This is a genomic window from Staphylococcus simulans, assembly GCF_025561465.1.
GTDB classification, from domain to species: domain Bacteria; phylum Bacillota; class Bacilli; order Staphylococcales; family Staphylococcaceae; genus Staphylococcus; species Staphylococcus simulans.
The window spans coordinates 2,359,498-2,373,822 of the sequence record NZ_CP095100.1; the positions used below are offsets into that span (position 1 = coordinate 2,359,498).

The 14,325-nt window shown below is 37.6% G+C and carries 15 protein-coding genes; 1 reads left to right on the plus strand and 14 read right to left on the minus strand.

Features of this window, described 5'->3' with window-relative positions; translation table 11 throughout:
• Positions 1-141: 141 nt before the first annotated feature.
• From MUA87_RS11145 to MUA87_RS11190, 10 genes are all read right to left on the minus strand, one after another.
• Positions 142-966 (minus strand): alpha/beta fold hydrolase, encoded by an 825-nt coding sequence (locus MUA87_RS11145; RefSeq protein WP_023015460.1) that lies wholly within the window; start codon positions 964-966, stop codon positions 142-144.
• Positions 941-1,684 carry an HAD family hydrolase gene (locus MUA87_RS11150; RefSeq protein WP_023015461.1) on the minus strand — a complete coding sequence of 248 codons (744 nt, stop codon included), beginning with the start codon at positions 1,682-1,684 and terminating at the stop codon, positions 941-943. The genes MUA87_RS11145 and MUA87_RS11150 overlap by 26 nt, the downstream gene beginning before the upstream one ends.
• A 58-nt stretch (positions 1,685-1,742) precedes the next feature.
• Positions 1,743-2,690 carry a FecCD family ABC transporter permease gene (locus MUA87_RS11155; RefSeq protein WP_262550830.1) on the minus strand — a complete coding sequence of 316 codons (948 nt, stop codon included), beginning with the start codon at positions 2,688-2,690 and terminating at the stop codon, positions 1,743-1,745.
• 1 nt (position 2,691) lies between these two features.
• Positions 2,692-3,597 (minus strand): ABC transporter substrate-binding protein, encoded by a 906-nt coding sequence (locus tag MUA87_RS11160; RefSeq protein ID WP_060803726.1) that lies wholly within the window; start codon positions 3,595-3,597, stop codon positions 2,692-2,694.
• Between the two features lie 136 nt (positions 3,598-3,733).
• Positions 3,734-5,398, minus strand: coding sequence for an arginine--tRNA ligase (gene argS / locus MUA87_RS11165; RefSeq protein WP_057510148.1), 1,665 nt, complete (start codon positions 5,396-5,398; stop codon positions 3,734-3,736).
• Positions 5,399-5,815 (minus strand): YwiB family protein, encoded by a 417-nt coding sequence (locus tag MUA87_RS11170; RefSeq protein WP_023015464.1) that lies wholly within the window; start codon positions 5,813-5,815, stop codon positions 5,399-5,401.
• A gap of 130 nt (positions 5,816-5,945) precedes the next feature.
• On the minus strand, positions 5,946-7,130 hold the full coding sequence (locus MUA87_RS11175; protein WP_262550831.1) for an amidohydrolase: 1,185 nt from the start codon (positions 7,128-7,130) through the stop codon (positions 5,946-5,948).
• Between the two features lie 156 nt (positions 7,131-7,286).
• Positions 7,287-7,814, minus strand: coding sequence for a YwhD family protein (locus MUA87_RS11180; protein ID WP_096754501.1), 528 nt, complete (start codon positions 7,812-7,814; stop codon positions 7,287-7,289).
• 64 nt (positions 7,815-7,878) lie between these two features.
• Positions 7,879-9,177, minus strand: coding sequence for an HD domain-containing protein (locus MUA87_RS11185; protein ID WP_262550832.1), 1,299 nt, complete (start codon positions 9,175-9,177; stop codon positions 7,879-7,881).
• Positions 9,178-9,210: 33 nt separating this feature from the next.
• Positions 9,211-9,687 (minus strand): GNAT family N-acetyltransferase, encoded by a 477-nt coding sequence (locus MUA87_RS11190; RefSeq protein ID WP_262550833.1) that lies wholly within the window; start codon positions 9,685-9,687, stop codon positions 9,211-9,213.
• A gap of 424 nt (positions 9,688-10,111) precedes the next feature.
• On the opposite strand from MUA87_RS11190, the gene MUA87_RS11195 reads away from it, so the two are divergent.
• Positions 10,112-10,345 (plus strand): hypothetical protein, encoded by a 234-nt coding sequence (locus MUA87_RS11195; RefSeq protein ID WP_002481387.1) that lies wholly within the window; start codon positions 10,112-10,114, stop codon positions 10,343-10,345.
• Positions 10,346-10,496: 151 nt separating this feature from the next.
• Here MUA87_RS11195 and MUA87_RS11200 read toward each other — a convergent pair whose 3' ends face one another.
• The 4 genes from MUA87_RS11200 to mvk all read right to left on the minus strand — a co-directional run bounded on the left by MUA87_RS11200 (position 10,497) and on the right by mvk (position 13,998).
• Positions 10,497-10,838, minus strand: coding sequence for a YuzB family protein (locus MUA87_RS11200; RefSeq protein ID WP_002481386.1), 342 nt, complete (start codon positions 10,836-10,838; stop codon positions 10,497-10,499).
• Between the two features lie 162 nt (positions 10,839-11,000).
• Positions 11,001-12,077 (minus strand): phosphomevalonate kinase, encoded by a 1,077-nt coding sequence (locus MUA87_RS11205; RefSeq protein ID WP_023015468.1) that lies wholly within the window; start codon positions 12,075-12,077, stop codon positions 11,001-11,003.
• Positions 12,074-13,069, minus strand: a complete 996-nt coding sequence (gene mvaD / locus MUA87_RS11210) for a diphosphomevalonate decarboxylase (protein ID WP_060803733.1) — start codon at positions 13,067-13,069, stop codon at positions 12,074-12,076. Before mvaD ends, MUA87_RS11205 begins: the two co-directional genes overlap by 4 nt.
• Positions 13,070-13,074: 5 nt before the next feature.
• The gene (mvk, locus tag MUA87_RS11215) at positions 13,075-13,998 is read right to left on the minus strand and encodes a mevalonate kinase (RefSeq protein ID WP_262550835.1); all 924 of its coding nucleotides are present in this window, start codon (positions 13,996-13,998) and stop codon (positions 13,075-13,077) included.
• Positions 13,999-14,325: the final 327 nt, after the last annotated feature.

Sequence of the window (14,325 nt, forward strand, 5' to 3'; positions counted from 1 at the left end):
TTGTAAATTTCTTGTAACTTTTTCTGCGCTTATTACACTATACCCCTAATTACCCTTGATGTAATCAGTCTCTAGATGTAATCTTTTGTAATATTGTATAATATATTGGAGTTTAATTGCTAATATTAATGATTAAAAACTTTACTGTTGCGTAGTCACGCGTTTCTGCTCATCTTCTAATACTTCATTCACATTGATAAATGCTGTTACAGTTTCTAAGAAAGCTTTCTTTTCTTCACCCATCGGATACAATCCTGAATGTTCAAACGTTTCAACTTGTGCTTGAGCGATTCCTTTTGTATAAGTATCTAACTCTTGTGGTGTTAAACGTTCATCATATTTTCCGACGATAATTAATGCCGGTGCTTTAATTTGATGTAAGTCTAAATCAATTTCAGTTTGTTCAAATGATTTTGTTACCGCTTCTTTTTCAAGTCTTGTCATTAATGTCAACGTATCAGAAAAGTGTTTCAACATTTTTCCTGCTTTTTTCGGTGAACCATACGTATGTTTATCTAAGAATTTTTGTTGTTTGTTTTCTTCTAACGTTCTGATTTGATCTGCGTACTTTCTGTATAAACGCGCTTCTGGCAATTCTGCTTGTAATGTTGCTGGGTTGATTAAAATAATACCATCACTATACTCAGCGTATTTAGACGCAAAATCTGCCGCAATCGTCGCACCCAGTTCTTGACCGATAAAGAATGCATGTTTGATATATAAGTAATCTAACAAGTCTTTAATATCTTCTACATAATCTGCAAAATCAATATTTAAAGGTTTATCTGAATAACCATGTCCACGTAAATCTACGCTGACGACTTGGTAATCATATGATAATTGCGTCGCAATATCATCGAAAATCGAATAGTTCTCAAAAGCGGAATGAATCAACACAACAGGTTGTCCGCTTCCCTTTGTTATATAATTTAACGTCGTATTATCCTTCGTCGTAAATAGTTCCATCTGCTTTTTCACTCTCCTTAGAATGTGGGGCGATTTTTGGTAATATCTCTAGCAATTCTTCCAAAGTTGAAATTTCAAAGTCCATCTCTTCAGGTTCTGGTGCCAATTCTACTTCATCATCTTCATGATTGAACCATACACTGACCATACCCATTGCACGGGCCGGTGCAACATCATTTAAGGCATCATCACCGACGTACATCACTTCTTCAGGCGTAACATCTAATTGATCCATGATATCTTCAAAGATTTTAGGATGCGGCTTTCTAAACCCTACCATTTCAGAAGTAGATAAAAAATGAATATAGGATAAGATACCTAAGTTTTCTAAACGGTATTGTTTAATTTTAGATTTACCATTCGCAATCACACCTGTCAAATAACCTCTTTGGATTAAACGCTCTAGTGTATATTGTGTATCATGGTAAGGGAACACGTAACGATAAAAATGTGTTTCAAAATCGCGGAACAAATCTTTCCATGTTAAACGATCGACATGAAATCGTTTGATAATCGCTTTATACAGTTCAGGCTTATCATGATCTTCGTCATCATCTAATTCAATAAACTGTTTTTTAAAATCACGCGCTTGAACATGAACTAAATAATCATGAAATCGTTCATATTGTTCTTCAATAAACTTCTCTCTTGATTTATTACGATCCAACAGCGTGCCTTCTAAATCGAATACGACTGCCTTAATCCCCTCTAAATTCATAAGCTTCTCTCCTATAAATGCCTATTTGGCATCTGTGATTATTTCTTTATTCATCAGATTATTCATACGAGTGTTTCTGGGTTGCGATTAAATACCCGAGTACAGGTATTCCTAATAAAGCAAGAATGATACTTGCTGGAATTTCAATCGGATTCCATAATTGTGCACCTAACGTGTCCGCAAAGACCATCACTGTACCGCCGACAACGCCGTTCAGCAACATTTGTACACCTAATGTAGTCTGCGTCGTTCTTCTAATCAGCTGTGGCACAATCATACCGATAAAACCAATAATGCCGGTATACGAGACAATAATAGCTGTCATGATAGATGATAAAGTTAACACCATAAACATCATTTGTCTGACATTCAAACTTAAAGAACGTGCTTTCAACGTTCCGACTTGCAGTAACTTTACCTTCGGCAGCAGTAAGCCTAGTAGCACGATACATAACATCATAATGGGTACAATCACGTATACTTCATGCAATTCTGCATTAGAAAAACCGCCGAACATATACATCACAATACTTTTCATTCTGCGTTCATCAAGTAGAATCAATAGATATAAAAACGCATTGAATAATGCACCTATCATGATACCTGATAATATCAACGCGCGCATCATATAACCTTGTGAAATTGCGGCAGTCACCCCTAAAACAATAGCTAAAGTTAACATACTTGCAACAATTGAAGCGAACGGAATCCATAAACTGCTTAAACCGATAAATACAGCTAAACCGCTACCTAAAACAGAACCGCTCGCTAAGCCTAAAGTCAGGCTATCTGCAAGCGGATTATTCAAAACGGTTTGAAACATCTGGCCGGCTATCGATAAACCGATACCAGCCAACAATGCCTCGAACACTCTCGGTAAGCGCACTTCAAACAAAATACTATGATTTAAGGGGTCCGACCAGCTGCCTAAATTCCAAAACAAGCTGATTGCGATACTCGCGATTAACGCGAGACACCATCCTATAATAATAGTGGTTTGTTTCATATTATTTTTCATCGCGGTAAATCGCATCTCTTAATGCTTTAAGGCCTTGGTCGATACGAGGACCTGGTCTTGAAATCGTATCACCATCTACCGCTTCAATTCGGCCTTTCTTCACAGCTTCTAAATTCTCAAAGCCGCCACGTTTACGAATAATTTTCAAGTAATCCGAACGTGTGATACCTTCTGTCGTAATTAAAACATTTGGGTCATGTTTAATAATACTTTCCTTGCTGACTTTCTTCCAGCCTTCTAGATCTGCGAAACTATTTTTCGCATGCAGTTCTTCAATCATATAGTTGAAGAATGTATTTTTTCCAGCTGTATAAATCTCTGGTTCATGTGAGACTTCTAAAAAGACAGTCGGTGCTTTTTCATGCTTCGGCACATCTTTCAACACAGCGTCAACACGATGTTTTGTATCATAAACTAATGTGTCAGCTTGTGATTCACGACCTGTGATTTTACCGATTTGTTTGAACGTACCATAAATTTCGTCAAAGTTATGTGCTTCAGGTATGTAGACGACTTTAATGCCTTTTTTCTCTAAATCGCCTAATACTTTATCACCCATACCTTTTTGTGATTCATGCGCCAAAATCAAATCTGGCTTTGCTTTTAATAACTGCTCTTTATTGAGTTTCATCGCATCAAACTTCTGTTTATGTTTAACACTCTTCGGATAGTCATCCACTGTAGACACTCCTATAACTTCTTTACCTAAACCGAGTTGATAGAGTATTTCAGTGTTACTTGGCATCAACGAGATAATACGATGATATTTTTGCGTTTGTTTTGTCTTTTCTTCTGATTGGTTTTTGTTGTCTGCTTTCTCTTTATTACTCGGTGCAGAACACCCAGCCGCAACTAAGATAATTAAGATTAAAAACACCCATAATTTCTGTTTCATCAATTTCTCCTCATACTTGTATTGTAAATCTCATTTTAGCATATTTACGCGGGCTGAGAAGATGAATCTTACAAAAATTTTACAAGTTTAAAAATAAAAAAAGAAGCACCCGTCAAGAATGCTTCTTTATATAATCTTACATCGTATGAGGAGCAGTTACACCTACTAATGCCAAGGCATTGCGTAATGTAATTTGTACTGCCGCAATCATAGAAACGTAAGCTTGTGTTTTAGCTTCATCGTCTGTTAAGACTTTATCAGCGTTATAGAATTTATGGAAAGCTGCTGCTAATTCTTGAATATAGTTGGTTACACGATGTGGTGCGCGTTGTTCTGCAGCACTTTCAATCATCGGTTCAAATTCTGCAACTTTCTTCAATAAATCAATCGCTTTGTCATTTTTAATAACACTGAAATCTGCATTTTCAGATGGCACTACGCCACGTTCACCCGCTTGTTTTAAGATAGATGAAATACGCGCATGTGCATATTGTGCATAATAAACAGGGTTTTCAGCTGAGTTTTCTTTCGCAAGTTCCATATCAAAATCAAAGTGCGTATCTGGACTACGCATTGTTAAGAAGTAACGTGCCGCGTCAATACCGACTTCATCCATGATTTCACGTAATGTAATCGCGTTACCCGTACGTTTACTCATTTTAACTTCTTCGCCATCTTGCATTAAACGCACCATCTGCATGATTTGAATTTCAAGACGTTCTGCATCAATACCGTATGTTTCAACAGATGCTTTCAGACGGTTAATATAACCATGATGGTCTGCGCCGAATAAGTTGATCAAGATATCTTGGCCGCCGTCACGGTGGAATTTGTCATAGTGATATGCCACATCTGGTAAGAAGTAAGTGTATGTGCCGTCTTTTTTGATTAATACGCGGTCTTTATCATCATTAAAGTCCGTTGTACGTAACCAAGTCGCACCATCCGCTTCATACGTATGACCATTTTCTTTCATTAACTCTAAGACACGTTTGATTTCGCCTGAATCATATAACGTTGTTTCACTGAACCAATCATCAAAGTGTGTATTGAAATCAGCTAAGTCTTTTTTAAGTTTTTCCATTTCATAATCGACACCTAATTGTCTGAACACTTTTAAGCGCTCATCATCAGGGAGTTCTTGTAGATCAGGGCGTTTTTCCGCTAAATCTTTACCGATATTCACGATATCTTTACCATGGTAGCCATCTTCAGGTAATTCTGCTTCTTTACCTAAAGCTTGATAGTAACGTGCTTCGATAGAACGTGCTAAGTTCGTAATTTGGTTACCGGCATCGTTGATGTAATATTCACGTGTAACATCATAACCAGCCGCATCTAAGATATTACATAACGTATCACCGACTGCCGCATTACGCGCATGTCCGATATGCAAATCACCTGTTGGGTTCGCAGAAACATACTCCACTAAGATTTTTTGGTTCTTTTTCTTTTCAGAGCGACCAAAATCTGTATCTTTTTCTAAAGCTTCAGGGATAATCGCCGTTAAGTATTGGTTATTTAAATAGAAGTTGATAAAACCAGGTCCTGCAATTTCGATGTTCTCAACATTCGCTTTAGATTTATCTAAATTGTCCACGATAGCTTGCGCAATTTCACGTGGATTACGTTTTGCGATTTTTGTTAGCACCATCGCAATGTTTGTAGAGTAATCCCCATTTTTAGGGTCTTTCGGAATTTCCACTTTGACTTCAGGAACTTCTTCTGCAAGTCCAGCGGCTTTAACACTTGCTGTTATTTCTTCAATTAATGTTTGTTTGACTTGATCAATAATATTCACTTACTTCAGCTCCTTATAGGTAATTTGGTAAAGGTATGTGCCCATCTTCTCTTTGTTTTGGAAGAGTTCATAACGAATTTTAAGTTTTGATTGGTCTGGTTGTACGTAATGATGAATGCTTAAAGTACGAATAGTTAAAGGAATTTTGCCCGTTGGTATCTCGTATAAAGATACGGTGTCTTTTCCTTCAACAAAATGCAGGTTCTGTTTAATATTCCCGCTGCGCATTAATCTAACTTCATCTTCTTGAATTTTCAATGTAATATGCACCGTCAAGTCTTCAACTTGTTCATCATAGCGGATAAATTCAGCATTCCGCTTCTCTTGCCAAGTGCCATCTGTTTCAAATTCAAATTCATCAAACTCATCATCGCGTTCAATCGTCTGTAATGTTTGGATACGAATGTTTTGATTCAAAGACGCGCTCACCCTATTCTGAATTATTCATTAATATACCAAATTATAACATAAAGATACAGCACACACAGTGACTAAATTCACACTGTATGCGCTGTACATCATAAAATCAATTAAATTTTTCTACTTATTAAGATTCATCCTTCAAATAATCTAATACAACCGTACCGACAGCTTCAGCCGCTGTCATCATTGAAGATTCACTGATATTAAATTTAGGATGATGGTGCGGATAAACTTCACCTTCTTCAGGTGCTGCTCCTGCATAAATGAATACACTTGGTACTTCTTTCGCATAGTACGCAAAGTCTTCTGACGGCGGCCATGGATCACAACGTTCTACTTTTTGAATCGCAGAACGCTCTGCGTTATTTAAGGTCTCAGCTACGTACTCTGTAAAGTCTGGGTCATTGTATACTGCTGGATAATCATCTAGATACTCATAGTCGCAAGTCACACCGAACGTTGTTTCTAAACCATCGACGACACGTTGTAACTCTTGTGCGATTTTATCTTTCGTTTCATCATGCAAACCACGGACGTCACCTTCGATTTCCACTTTATCTTTAATAATATTGAACTGACCTTTCGCATCGAATGAACCGATTGAAACGACACCTGTTTCAAATGGGCTGATACGTCTTGAGACTACACTTTGTACCGTTGTCACAAAGTTCGCACCTGCTACAATCGCATCATTTGCGTCATGTGGAGAAGAACCGTGTCCACCTTTACCGTGAATGACTAATTTAAAGTAACCACGTGCAGTTTGTACGTTGCCTTCACGATAATAAATCGTACCACGTTCACCATTACTCATCACGTGTACACCTAAGACATGGTCTACACCCTCTAGCACACCATCTTTAATCATACCGATGGCACCACCTGGCGGCATTTCTTCAGCTGGTTGATGAATCACGACCACTTTTCCAGAAAATTGATTTTTCATTTCAATCAACGTTTCAGCCAAAATCAACATATAAGCCGTATGTGCATCATGCCCGCACGCATGCATCACGCCTGGATTCTCTGACGCAAATGGCAGTCCTGTTGCCTCTTCAATCGGTAAAGCATCAAAGTCAGCACGAATCGCAATCGTTTTCCCTGGTTTACCGCTATCTATAGTGACTTTCACCCCATTGTCACCGACGTTTGTTTCTACTAAACAATCCTTATCTTTATAGAAATCCGCAATATACTTTGGCGTTTCTACTTCTTTAAATGATAACTCCGGATGTGCATGTAAATACCGTCTGATTTCGACCATACGTTCTTCTTTCTCTTGTAAACGTTTGATTAATTCTGAACTCATATGCCCTCTCCCCTTTTATTATTTAACTATTGTGATTATTCAAAATATAATACTTACACTCTAACATACTTATCCTTTTTAAGTATAAAAATAACTTAGTATTAAGAAAGAAAAACAGAAACCACATGACGTGATTTCTGCCTTTAATAATTGCTTTTATTTATCGTGTAGTGCTTCTTTTAATTCATCACTTGAGTTATCCCACATATCTTTATCATGATTTTTTAAGAAATCACGAATAATCTCAATATTTTCATCACCGATATGATCGATGACAATTTTATGTTTCATAGATTTATCCATCATGTTGACATGTTCAGGCATACTCTTATAACCTCTGCGGATTTTCTTGTTCACTAATAAATAACAAGCTGTCAATCCAGCATAGTAAGCACCTTGTTCACCACGTTCAGTTGTCACCCAGCATAACCAATAAGCTTTTGCTTCAGGGCCTTCAACAGTTTCTTTATCTGTAATCCATTTAACACCCTTTTCAACATCTGCACGTGCATGCATCGCACCAATATCAATAAATGCTTCTTTCTCTTGTAAATCTATAAATACAGGTGCAACGTTATCCAAACTGATTGCCCCGATATTCGTTCCTTTATGGCCATCTAACGGGTCATTTTTAATAATATTGAATTGAAAACCCTTATTCTCTGCCACAAGCCACACCTCCATTTTTAATTACCTTTATCTATTTTACCGTATCATCTGATACTTTTCGAACACAATCGTTTGACTATCAATTCAATTCGTTCAAAATACTGAGAATACGTTCACGAACTTTGTCATCTTCAATGTGATGCACCAGTTCTTTAGGATAATATAATTTATAATCTTGGCGATTAATGCCTGTAATACTTTGAATAATCATAGATTGACTGCTGATTTCTCTAATATTGCCATTACGTTGCAGTAGATGAATCGGTTGGCGATTAGACCCCGGGCGGTCATAATCATAAGGCAAATCAGAGAAAGATTCACTGACGAAGTAATAATCTGGATTAATACCGCCCGCTTCAAACAGCTCTCTTAATTCATTCATCGTAATAATCGAGCCGTCAAACGGCAGATGTTTAAATAAATCACGGTTAATAAAACGGCGTGCTAAGTCGCTTAAAATGGTATCATCTTCTTTAACCCAAGCTTTCAAATAATAAAGTACGACCGCTTCATCCAACTCTACATACTGTTCAATCGTCATCGTTCCTTCAAAGAACGGAATAAAGTCTTTAGGGAACAATTTAAATTGATAACCTGATTGATATAATTCCTTCGCACGTTTTAAACAATTGTTTAAAATCACTTCTCCAGCACGACTTACCGGATGGAAATAAATCTGCCAATACATTTGGTAACGGCTCATAATAAAGTTCTCTACCGCATGCATCCCGCTTTCTTTAATCAACACTTCATCTTTAGTTGGACGCATTAATCTTAAAATACGTTCCATATCAAACATCCCATAAGAGACTCCTGTAAAATAAGCATCGCGTTGTAAATAATCCATACGGTCTGCGTCAATTTGTGATGAAATCATAGAAATCACCAGCTTATTCGGATGTGTTTTATTGATGACATCAGCAACAGCTTTCGGGAAATCCGGTGATACTTTACTTAATACCGCATTAACTTCTGTATCCCCTGTAATAATCGCTTGTGTAAATGCCTCGTGATCGGTATTGAAGATTTTCTCAAAACTATGAGAGAACGGCCCATGGCCTAAATCATGAAGGAGTGCTGCACATAATGCCAACAGACGATCATCATTATTCCATGCTTCACGTCCCGCAAATGATTCATCGATGATGCGACGTACAATTTCATAGACGCCTAATGAATGGCCGAAGCGGCTATGTTCTGCTGTATGGAAAGATAAATACAACGTACCGAGTTGTTTGATACGACGCAAGCGTTGGAACTCTTTTGTTTTCACCAAATCCCAAATCACTTGGTCTTTGACATGAATATAGCGATGAATCGGATCTTTGAATACTTTCTCTTCAAATAATTTTTGAGTACCGTAATCTGTCTCAGCCATGAGTATCCCTCCATCGTGTTAGCATTATTTTCATTAACATGCTTTCTTCATCAAGGCAAGGTCCATTACTTCACCGTATACTTCACGGTTATACGCACGCACCATTTCAAATCCTTGTTGACGGTAATATTCAACACCCTCTTCGTTTTGGTTATCCACTTCAAGATACACTGCATCATATTTTCCTTTAAAGTGTTCTAACCCTTTCTCAAGCAACGCCGTACCATAACCTTTACGTTGCGCTTTAGGATGAATATAATGTGCAGATAAGAAAAGTTCGCTGCCGTTAATAAAATTCGCAAACCCGACAATTTCGCCTTCTTCTTCTGCCACTAAAAATAATTGTTCTTTTAATCGTTTAAGTAAATGCTGCTCGTTATAAGCTGCTGTAAGCAATTCATTCACTGTTGTCGCAGCATAAATATTTAAATACGTGTCATACCATGCTTTTGTTGCCACATCTCTGATGCCGACAACATCTGCTGGTGTTGCTTCTCTCACTGTACGCATCGTTAATCACGTCTCCTTACATAGTTCAACTTTCAAAATGAATAAATTAATTATATCATATAGTTTCTCAAATTGTGGTAAAACGCACTCTCATTTTACCTTGTACTTATCATCTTTACCCTGTTTTTTCATTGTCTTTAACTTTTACATTTAAAACCCTTTTTTCATACTCTAATTTTTATTATACTTTAAACCTCTTTGCTCGATATTTACGTATTAAGCAAAATTCATGAAGGTGCTCTAACCCATATCGTGTATTAATTCCGCCCTATTTACACTAAAATTGAACAAAAAGTAAAGTTTTTGTAAAAAAGATGAATAACTCATATATAAGCGGGGTATATGAATTTTGCAAGAAGAAACTCAAGGTACCCTATCTAATTATGCTTAAGGGACTAAAAATTCAATAAAAGGTGATTAAAATATGGATGATACGAGCTTTGGTAACATTTATATTGACTCACAACCTGTTACGTTAGATTGGGACACTTTAGTTACAGATGAATCAGAAATGGTGGTAGATGGTATTCCACCTTCACTGATTGATAAATGGGTGAAACGTAAAGAATTAATCCCGTCTTATACTAAAGATAATTTACGTCACTTCTATACTAAAGATGTCTTAAATGCGTGCAGATCTTATGTGGAAGTTTACTAAAAGAATCAAACATCACGAGTGCAGTCACATCATGTTCATTAAACAGTCAATATAGAAACGAATCTCGCGATAGTTATAACGATAAGAAAGTAGGCCCGTTGTCTGGTAGCACACCAGTCATACGGGCCTGTTTTTTATATACTTTGTATCATTATTTTGCTTGTTTACGTTTGGCTAATTTTTCTTTTAATTTTCGATCTTGTTCTTCTTTTCTGCGTTTACGTTCTTCATTACGTTTACGTAAACGTTCTTCCTCTTCAGGGTCGCGAGGTTTTTGAAGTTGCTTCTCAACTTTTTCCATCAATTCATCTTCCGTCAATGCGGCTAATGGACGGTTATTCACGAAAGCAAATGTCTTTCTGCGACCTGGACCGCAGTATGATTGGCAGCCCACCTCTATTTCAGCATCTGGATCTAGTTTCTTTAATTTTCTTTCTAAGGATTTGCAATTTACGGCTTGGCAATCATCACAAATCAAAAATTTGTTTTTCACTGCTCTGTCCACCTCACTTTATCTCTATAATTTGTTTTAAACTATTTCAACTTTATCTATTTTACTCTTTTTCCGTAATTTTTCAAGCAACGATTTTGTGACCGCTTTAAACATCAAAAAACTGCCGCACCGTAAAGTTGACCGGTGAGACAGCCTGATGTCTTATTGTCCTTGATAAACGTGGAAAGGTAAAGGCTTAATATGAGAGGCTTTCCAGCTTTCATAAATAGACTGGCGATGTTTTGAGTCGCCGATAATCGCAATTCCGCAATCTCCGCCGCCTGCACCTGATGTTTTGGCAGCTGCGCCGTAGGTTTCTGCGATATCACATAGTAATTTTAATTGTGGTGTTTCGATGTCTACAATCGCTTGTTTATCCATCATTTGGATGATTGAACGGTTGCGTCTGATCATCGCTTGCACACCTTTTAGGTTGTTGGTTTTGAATGCGTAGATGAGACGTTCTACACAAGATTGCGATTGTTCCAGGAAGCGGCTGTAGAAATCAGGATCTGATTTGAGACGCTTCACTTCACTGACTAAGTAAGGAGAAGAGGCTGGTGAGCCGGTCCAGCCAATTAAGACTTCCATGTTTTCTGGGGCTTGAAGCGGTTCTGTATAAAGACCTGGCCAGTTTTTCTTCACAACTTCTGCGACAGATGACGTTTCAATCTGCTGCATGACCCAGTCATGATCAAACGTACTATAAGCAAGCCAACCTGTGAAAACACTGACTGCGATATCACCGCATGAACTTAAACTTTGTAGTTTCATATTCGCAATGACCGCTAATTTATAAATATTCAGATTAGCTAAGTCTAACTCATAAAATTCATTTAAAGCTTTAACCACTGAAACCAATACTGCAGCACTTGAGCCTAAGCCATATTTATGGCCTGAAGCATCGTCTAAATTACTATCAATCACTAAATTAAAGTGTCTTAAGGTTTTACCACAGCTTTTAGCGTATTGTTCAAACACTTCTACTGCCGTAATGACGTAAGCTAGTTGTTTCGCCGCATCTGCATCAGATACAGAAATCTTATCACCTTCTCTTTGGAAGGTAATCGGTTCATGGTGTAATGTTTTAGAATGAATAGAACCACCATTGTCTCCAGAAGCTTCAATGCTGGCAGTAACGAAACGATTTACTGCTATTAACACGGATTTATATCCGGGTTCTGTTACCGCATATTCACCTGCAATATAAAGTTTACCTGGGGCTTTGACTTGAATCATAGCTCATCTTCCTCATTTATAATTTCAACGCCTGTACCGATATCACTTGCGATGATCTGGTCTGAATCAAAATACGTTGTTAATTTATCAATCACAGCTTGTTGATGTTGTTTTTGTACTAACACTTTTACATTAGGTCCTGCATCCATAGTAAAGTATGCGGGCAGACCTGCTTCACGACATTCATGCACTAAAGCCATCGCATCATAACTTTCAGGTACTAAATATGTAAATGGCGGTTGTGCACCTAGATTTGTCGCATGCATACGTAAACCATTTTCTTCAAAGACACGACCTAAGCGGTCAAAATCTTTATCGGCAATGGCAGCTTTTGCTTCAGCGATGTCCGCTTCTACATGATCTAACCAATACTGATAGAAACGTGATGTATTTCTAGTCAATGACATCCCTGCACGACTTTTAACCTTTTTAGATTTTTGATTAATGACTACAAAAATCATCGCTAAGTCATCTTCCCAATGATCTGCATCAATCGCGTGTGCATAAGAGGATTCATCATCATGTCCTTTTTCCCATTCTGCGAATCCGCCAAAGATACTGCGGCTTGCTGAGCCTGAACCACGACGTGCCAAGCGTGATAAGTCTTTATCAGAAAGGTTCATTTCTAACGCTTCATTACATGCAGCAGCTAAAGCCGCAAAAGCACTCGCTGAAGAAGCTAAACCAGCTGCTGTCGGTACAAAGTTTGTACTATCGATACGTGCGTGCAACGCTGTTCCTGCACGTTCTCTAACAAGATCTAAGTATGCTGAAATCTTTTGAGTTTCTTTTTCATCCACTTCTTCACCATTTAAGTAGAAGTAGTCTCGATCTAATTGCGCATCAAATGTTGCGCGTGTCTCTGTATAAAATTTATCTAAAGTTAACGATAGACTGTTATTCATCGGAATAATCAATGCTTCGTCAGCTTTCCCCCAATACTTAATCAGCGCAATATTGGTATGCGCTCTCGCTTTGCCCGTCTTCACCAATTGAATTAACCTCCTAAATTCTCAATCCATGTATGTTGCGCGCCTGCTTCTTTAACTGCTTGAGCGACTTTTTTCGCTGTCGCATAATCTTTCACTAAAGTAATCACACTGCCGCCACGTCCGCTTCCTGTCAATTTTCCAGCTACTGCACCTGCTTGTTTCGCCACTTGCAGTAAACGGTCAATCTTCGGATGACTGACAGTCAATGTAGATAAGTATGTTTGACACTCATTAAAAATCTCTGCTAAAGATTCAAAGTTATGTGTATTAATCGCTTGATTTGCTTTATGCACCAGACGTCCAATGCGTTCTATAAACGCCATATTTTCTTGATTGTTTTTCACTAATTCATGCACATCGCTGACAGCTTCTTTGGTATTCCCTTTTATGCCTGTATCTAAAACGACCATATAACCTGCCACATTCAAAGTTTTTAAAGGCGTAAAGACACCTTCTTGAAACCAAGTCGGTTTATTAGAAACAATCGTTTGTGCATCAATGCCACTTGGTTTACCATGTGCGATCATTTCCGCCCAGTTTACATGTTCAATTAATGTTTCATCAGATAGCGGCTGATCCATAAAATCAAATGCTGCTCTCGTAAAAGCAACCGCTACTGCAGCGCTAGAACCTAAACCTCTTGAAGGCGGTAATTGTGCATCAATATTTATCATCACAGGTGATTCAATATGATTTTCTTCTTCGAATCTGCTGATTAAAGCATGTAAATGTTCAGGGGCATCTGCAATTTCACCTTCGAATACATCACTGATCATCGTTGACACTGCCAATTCTGGCATTTCTTCAATTGTTACTGTCACTTTTCCAGAAGAAAATGGCATCGCAATTGCAGGTTGACCAAATGTTACCGCATGTTCCCCTACTAATATTATTTTCCCATTAGATTCTCCGTAGCCTGTTCGTGTCATATCGCATCACCTTTAGCACTTTCCTAGTTTGTCATGGTATATCTATATTCCACCCTGTTTCTCTGCATGTTAAAACATCCAGTCACTCTCTTTATCTGGGTTGATAGAAAATGACAGGATTAAAAGATGCTGTCTGCGTCTTTTTGTCATTGATATATCCATAATTTATTTCCGACATTCTAATTTTTATCAATTAGCTTGTTTTCTTTTGATATATTTATTCAAACACCGTTTTATTATACCCTATTTTTTGCATTGTTTTATCATACCTAGGTTGTAAAATTAATACCTGATATTAAACTACTTCCCCATTTTACCGAAAATTGA